General features: G+C 70.1%; 7 protein-coding genes. 2 read left to right on the top strand and 5 right to left on the bottom strand.

Going from position 1 to position 6,410, the window contains the following annotated elements; genetic code table 11:
• Positions 1-390 precede the first annotated feature (390 nt).
• From AC6EXY_RS21780 to AC6EXY_RS21770, 3 genes are all read right to left on the bottom strand, one after another.
• Positions 391-528, bottom strand: coding sequence for a hypothetical protein (locus AC6EXY_RS21780; protein WP_165818636.1), 138 nt, complete (start codon positions 526-528; stop codon positions 391-393).
• A gap of 19 nt (positions 529-547) precedes the next feature.
• Complete coding sequence (locus tag AC6EXY_RS21775) at positions 548-1,264, bottom strand: HAD family hydrolase (protein ID WP_101835175.1); 717 nt, start codon at positions 1,262-1,264, stop codon at positions 548-550.
• Between the two features lie 513 nt (positions 1,265-1,777).
• Positions 1,778-2,746 carry a LysR family transcriptional regulator gene (locus AC6EXY_RS21770; RefSeq protein ID WP_499817864.1) on the bottom strand — a complete coding sequence of 323 codons (969 nt, stop codon included), beginning with the start codon at positions 2,744-2,746 and terminating at the stop codon, positions 1,778-1,780.
• A gap of 127 nt (positions 2,747-2,873) precedes the next feature.
• Between AC6EXY_RS21770 and AC6EXY_RS21765 the strand changes: the two genes are divergently transcribed.
• Complete coding sequence (locus AC6EXY_RS21765) at positions 2,874-3,680, top strand: SDR family NAD(P)-dependent oxidoreductase (protein WP_499817865.1); 807 nt, start codon at positions 2,874-2,876, stop codon at positions 3,678-3,680.
• Between the two features lie 79 nt (positions 3,681-3,759).
• On the opposite strand, the gene AC6EXY_RS21760 is transcribed toward AC6EXY_RS21765, so the two are convergent.
• Positions 3,760-4,716, bottom strand: coding sequence for a LysR family transcriptional regulator (locus tag AC6EXY_RS21760; protein ID WP_101832146.1), 957 nt, complete (start codon positions 4,714-4,716; stop codon positions 3,760-3,762).
• A 144-nt stretch (positions 4,717-4,860) separates the two neighbouring features.
• Between AC6EXY_RS21760 and AC6EXY_RS21755 the strand changes: the two genes are divergently transcribed.
• On the top strand, positions 4,861-5,616 hold the full coding sequence (locus AC6EXY_RS21755; protein WP_101832138.1) for an SDR family NAD(P)-dependent oxidoreductase: 756 nt from the start codon (positions 4,861-4,863) through the stop codon (positions 5,614-5,616).
• Positions 5,617-5,938: 322 nt separating this feature from the next.
• Here the strand turns inward: AC6EXY_RS21755 and AC6EXY_RS21750 are convergent, their stop codons facing one another.
• A complete protein-coding gene (locus tag AC6EXY_RS21750) occupies positions 5,939-6,316 on the bottom strand; it encodes a Fic family protein (protein ID WP_101832136.1) in 378 nt (125 codons plus the stop codon).
• Between the last annotated feature and the right edge of the window lie 94 nt (positions 6,317-6,410).

The raw sequence follows: 6,410 nt of genomic DNA, 5'->3' as shown, positions 1-6,410 counted from the left end.
ACAGGTCAGCCACAAACCCAGATCATCCACGCCCCACAGCCACGATCAAGCAACAACCACAACGTGTCACCCCAACACAAACGCCCAGCTCAGCGGACCGCTGTCACTCACCCGTGAATGGACACGTAGAGCCGATGCTGCCCAAACCGCTTCCATGGACGTACGTGTAGCTCGCTCATGCCCGCGCGCTCGCTCCTGTCGACGAAGATGACGGATCAGGGTCGATCAATCGCCTGGTCGCACGCCGGATCGAACGCCGTCGGACGGACGGCTTCCGTTGATGCGACGACGCCACGCTATCCGCGCAGCGCGCGCCCATCCACGGGTATGTGGATACCGGTAGGCCCGGCGACCCACGAGAGGACCGTATTCGGCCTCTGACCTGCCTGATCAGACAGGCATCGCTCGCTGTTCGAATATCAGGTCGGTTCCGGTGACGGTGGTGGAGACGCCGATCGGGAAGGTGGGGAGCGGGTCGGTGTGGCCGCCCTCGATGTGCGCAAGGACGGGATAGTCGCTGCCGGCCACGTGGTCCAGGACGCGCCGGTCAGGTGCCAGGACTGTCCACGAGCAATTGAGGGGCTGTCGCCAAGGCCTGGTGGAGGGATGTCAGGTCGGTCACCTCGTAGGTGACCTGCATGGTCGGCGGGCGGGTTCTGCCGGTCCTGTTCACCCAGGCGGCCGGGATTCTGAGCGCGTTGGCGCCGGCTACGTCGCGGGTCAGCGAATCGCCGATGTGCACGACCTGATCGGGTGGCAGTTCCAGCAGGCCGAGGGCGAGCAGGAACGGTTCCGGCCGCGGCTTGTAGGCGCAGGCGTCCTGGCTCGTCACCAACAGGTCGACCTTGATGTCGAGGTGAGCCATCGCCGTCTCGATGTCGGTGCGGTCGATGTCCGACACGATGCAGATCGGACATGCGATCTCGCGCAGGAACGCGGCGGTGTCAGGGAAGGGCACCGGGCGCTGCCAGTAGGCGAAGAGCCGCCCACTCAGCGCTTCTTCGTCGGCCGCCGAGCCGAAATGCCGGATCGTCTGGCGAAGGGATCGACGCTCCAGTTCCCGTTGGGTGGCGAAGGCGGGACCAGAGGCATCGGCGCACACACGCGTGAAAAGTTCCGACCAGTACGCGCCGACTGTACGCGGATCCACCGGCATGGCGGTGATGGAGTCGCTGATCTCGGCGCACAGCTCCGAGACCAGATGGTCGTCCTCTTCGACGACCGTGCCGTAGAAGTCGAGAAGGACGGCCTGCGGCCAGCTCACGTGCCTGCGCTCACTCTCACCGCAAGATCGTAGCGTGTCGGCATCCGCGGTCGGCGGTCTCGGAGGAGAGCGGCGGGCGCGATCCGGAAGAAAAAGGTCCGGTCGGGCGAGCAGCGGATGGGCGAGTCGGGCGTCTGTGAGGTGTGCGAAAACTACTGGTGATCATGCGCTCCCTCACGATCCCGCCGACGTCCGCGGGGGGTCTGGCCGACGGCGGGATCGGCCGGGGGGCCTGACGGTGGACGGGCAGGCTGGTGACGTCGTGGTCGAGTCAGAGGTAGGCGGTCAGGTCGCATCGTCGGGCGGACGTGATCCACGGGTCCTACGGGGGGCTGCGGCGGACTTCCCGTGGGTGGGAAGTGCGTGCGGGGGAGAGCGGCTCCGTGTCGCGAATACGCGGCTTCGTGGCCATTTTGACCCGGATTATGCGACACGGGGTGCTGCCACGTTGCTAGAACGCTGCCACGTTGTCACCCCAACGCCGCCGTGGCTACGATCCGTAGCCGCTGATGATCAGGTCGTCGTCGGTGACGTCGGCGTCGACGTGACGCGACCATCCCGGTGGGATGCGGGGCTCGCCGCGTTCGGTGGGGTGCGCATGCCGAGCATGTCGAGAAGCCGACGGAGGACCGGCTTCTCGTCGCCTGACCGCCAGGCGGCGTACGAGGTGATGTGTGGTGCGTCGTCGGTCAGGGCCAGGTAGCGGACGTCCGCGGCGCGCAGCACGCTGGTGGATGCTGGCACCAGCGTGACGGCCAGGCCCGCGGCCACGAGCGCGAGTTGGGCGCTCAGCTCGGTGGTGGTGTGGCTGCACCGTGGCGAGAAGCCGGCGCGCAGGCAGGCGGTCTGGATGGCGTCGTGGTACTCGGAGCACTGGTCGCGCGACTGCATGACGAACGGCTCGTCCGCGAGGTCGAGGAGGGCCGCCGTGGCCTGGCCGGCGAGTCTGTGACTCTCGGGCACCGCCAGGACGAACGGCTCGTGGGCGATCTCGCGGATGGCGACGCCGTCATGGTAGTCGGGCGGACCGGTGCGGGCGGCGAAGGCGAGGTCGACGACGCCGGTGAGCAGCACGTCGGACAGGTCGCCGAGCGGTAGCTCCCGCAGGCCGAGGTCCACCCGCGGATGACTGTTCCGGTAGGCGACGAGCAGGGGCAGGAAGGCGGGCGACGAGGCGGTCGGCGCGTAGCCGACCCGCAACGTGCCGGTCTCGCCCTGGTTCGCCTCTCGCGCGGCGACGACCGCGGCCTCGGCCTGCGCGAGGGTTCGTCGCGCCTCAGGCAGGAAGACGCGTCCGGCGTCGCTCAACCTCGTTCCACCGGGCCCGCGGACCAGCAGGGTGGCGCCGACCGCCGATTCCAGCTGCCTGATCTGCTGGGAGATCGCGGGCTGGGCCAGGTGCAGCCGCTGCGCCGCGCGGGTGAAGTGCAGGTCCTCGGCCACCGCGACAAAGGCCCTCAGATGGCGGAGCTCGATCGTCACCTGCGCCTCCTCGACGGCACGATCTCGCCGGACCCGCGCCCGGGATCGCGCGTCATGCGGATTACTTATGACCTGACCAGATTTCAGTCTTGGACGATATCAGTGCGGCGGCTCTACGGTGGGTTCCATGACGCACAGTGATGTTGACCGGGGGAAATTGGAAAGCGACGGCAACGACCGGAAAGAGGGGACGAAAACGGGCCTGGCGGGAAAGGTGGCGCTGGTGACAGGCGGCAGCCGCGGCATTGGCGCCGCCATCGCCGCCCGGCTGGCGGCGGACGGCGCGGCCGTGGCCCTCACCTACCTCCGTGCGGCCGACCAGGCGAAGGAGGTAGTGGATCGGATCGGGACGGCCGGTGGGCGCGGTCTCGCCATCCAGGCCGACGGTGGTGATCGGACAGCCCCGGCATCGACCGTCGAGCGGACCGTCGCCGAGTTCGGCCGCCTCGATATTCTGGTGAACAATGCCGGCATCTTTCCGACCGGCCCGATCAGGGACGTGACGTTCGACGAGTTCGAGCGGACCTTCGCCCTTCACGTCGGAGCCGCCTTCTTCGCCGCCCGGTCCGCCGCGGCCCACATGGGGGAGGGCGGACGCATCGTCAACATCGGGACGTGTCTGGTGGACCGGATTCCGGCCGGTGGCCTGACGTTGTACTCGGCGAGCAAGTCGGCACTGGTGGGCCTCACCAAGGGGCTCGCGCGCGAGTTCGGCGGGAGAGGGATCACCGTCAATCTCGTCCATCCCGGTCCGGTCGACACCGAGATGAATCCCGCGGACGGTCCCCGCGCGGAAGGGAACCGGGCACTGACCGCCCTCGGCCGGTACGGCACCGGTGAGGATGTCGCGGCCACGGTCGCCCATCTTGTGGGCGAGGGCGGACGGTGGATCACCGGGGCGCAGTTCGCCGTCGACGGCGGCTACACGGTCTGACCAGGCGCCCGCTCGCACAGCCATCACCTCCGGTCCCCGACTATCGTCGGCCGACCGTGATCACGGTCATCCGCCCGGGTCAGCCCGCGGGCGACGGGGCGGCTTCCGGCACCGCGATCACCTGGGCCTTTCCTGGCCGCTGCGTCCGGAATCGTTCCCGGAGCAGACCGACGAAGTCGTCGAGCGCCCCACTACCTGGGCCTTTCCGGGTGGCGCAGTACCAGACCCGAGGCTCCGGGGCGGGTCGCATCGGCACGGTTGTGACGCCATGTGACGCCTGGTAGTTCGTCGCGACCCAGGATGGCAGCACGGTGACCGCCTGTCCCCCTCGGACCATCTCGAGCAGCAGCTCGGTGATCACGGGAACCGTCGTCAGGCGCGCCGGCCAGGCCCCGGCGGGCAGTGGGAGGAGCGCCGCGGCACTGCGGCGGGTGTCGTACACCTCGTAGAGCACGACATGCGCGTCGGTGAAGTCGTCGGCGCCGAGCGAGTCGCGGCCGGCCCACGGATGGTTGCGCGCGACGACCGCGACGAGCTCGTCGACGAACAGGGGCTCGAGGTCGACGGCGTGCATCTGGCTGTCGGGCTTGGCGACGAGGGCGACGTCGATCCGGTCGGCCAGCAGCGCCGGGATGGGACGGTCGGCGGCGGTGGGCTCGATACGGACCTCGACGCCGGGATGCTCCTCGTGGAACTGCCGCAGCAACGCCGGCAACCACGAGTAGTTGGTGCTGCACTGCGAGGCGAAACGCAGACTGCCCACCATCCCGGCCGCGAGCGTGCGGACGTCGCGCTCGGCCGCATCGAGCTCGCGCAGGACCACGGTCGCCGTCTCGATGAGCCGCTGACCGGCCCGCGTCGGCGCCATCTGGCGGCCCTGGCGGTCGAACAGCCGGATCCCGAGCTGATCCTCCAGGTTGCGCAGGCGCAGGGTGAGCGCCGGCTGGCTCACATAGAGCCGGCGCGCGGCGGCGGTCAGCGTGCCGGCGCTGGCCAGCGCCTCAAGCAGTTCGAGCTGGGGCCGATCCAGTGCCATCAGCACACCTTATATCTGGGCGCGGAAAGTCGTATTGGATCTGATGGCTGGAGTGACCGTACGTTGCCGATGCGCTCCCCGCCGCTCCACGACGGGCGACGGGCGGGCGCACCATTGCGGCCGCGACGAACAGGAAGCCCGACCATGAGCCATCTCTCCGCTCCCACCGTCCTCATCACCGGCTCCAGCAGCGGGATCGGGCTGGACGCGGCCCGATCGTGGGTCGCCGACGGCGCCAACGTCGTCCTCAACGGGACCGACCGGGCCAAGCTCGACCGGGCCGCGCAGGCGCTCGGCAACCCTGAGCAGGTCCTCGCGGTTCCCGGTGACATCTCCGATCCCGCCACCGGACGGGCGATGGTCGACGGCGCCCGCGAGCGTTTCGGACGCGTCGACGTGCTCGTCAACAACGCCGGTGTCTTCGGCGCCGGGCCGTTCCTCGACAGCACCCTCGACGACCTTGACCGCTACTACGCCGTCAACGTCCGCGGCACCTTCGTGACCACGCAGGCCGTGGTGCCGGCGCTCATCGAGGCCGGCGGCGGTGCGATCGTCAACGTCGGCTCCCTGCTGGTGGACGCTGCCCTGCTGGGAGTGCCGGCCAGCGCGCAGACCGCGAGCAAGGGTGCCGTGCACGCGCTCACCGTCTCGTGGGCGGCCGAGTTCGCGCCCCACCGCATCCGCGTCAACGCCCTGGTACCTGGCATGATCCGCACCCCGCTGCACGGCGGTGGCGCGGACGGGCTCGCGGGCGTGGCGGCACTGAACCGCGTCGGCGAGGTCGCCGAGACCACCCAGGCTCTGCGCTACCTCGCCGCCGCGGAGTTCGTCACCGGCACCCTGCTTCGCGTCGACGGCGGCTACCACGGCGCCCGCGCGGCGGCCTCGGGGCAGGGCTGACCGGTCACGGCGTTCTGGGCAGGCGTCGGTTCGGGGGCTGACGTGGGTGTCGCCGTCCGGGCTGGCGAGGCGTCGTTCAAGCCGGGTGAACGCCTCGATGGCCTCGGGGGCCTCGAACACGCGGTTGCGACGGCCGACCGTGATCTGGTGCAGGATGCCCGCGTCGACGAGGCGGCTGATCGCCTCGTTCGTCTCCTGCGTGCTTCGTCCGGCCAGAGCAGCGGCGGAGCGGACGGTGAGGACCGGCGCCGCGGGAAGCAGGAACAGGAGGCGGGCGAGTGCCGAGTCGGCCCGTGCAGGGCCGGCTCGGCGTCGCCAGTCGTCACGCAGTGAGACGAGGTGTCGTTCGAAGTCTGCGGCATCCGCGCAGGCGCGGGTGCAGGCGGCGGCGAACAGCGCGACCCAGGCCGTCGGTGGCGGCCTGGGCCTTGCCGGAGGTCGCCGGACCCACCTGGTGGGTGTCGTCGAGCGCCGCCAGGTACGCCCGGGACCAGGTTGCGAGGATCAGGGAGACGGGCGGCAGCACGCGTGTGGCGAGTCCGCGCCGGCGCAGCACCATGTGGATCAGCGCGCGCCCGGTGCGACCGTTGCCGTCGACGAACGGGTGGATCGTCTCGAACTGCGCGTGCGCGAGGGCGGCCTGGGCGACGGCCGGGAGCGTGTCGTCCGCGCAGAAGGCACAGCCGGGTCGGTGGCCCACCGATGACCCGAGCGGACAGGCCGGCGACCATCAGCCGACGCCGGGGTGGATTGGTACGTCGTAGGCGCCGACCCCGCCGGTGGAGTAGGCCCAG

This window comes from Frankia sp. RB5 (genome assembly GCF_059816245.1).
Note: the sequence above shows the minus strand (reverse complement) of the source record. Positions and strands in the feature narration are given on the sequence as shown.

Coding starts and splice junctions, on each gene's coding strand:
- AC6EXY_RS21765 (WP_499817865.1), top strand. CDS start 2,874: ATGACGCACAGTGATGTTGACCGGGGGAAATTGGAAAGCGACGGCAAC.
- AC6EXY_RS21760 (WP_101832146.1), bottom strand. CDS start 4,716: ATGGCACTGGATCGGCCCCAGCTCGAACTGCTTGAGGCGCTGGCCAGC.
- AC6EXY_RS21755 (WP_101832138.1), top strand. CDS start 4,861: ATGAGCCATCTCTCCGCTCCCACCGTCCTCATCACCGGCTCCAGCAGC.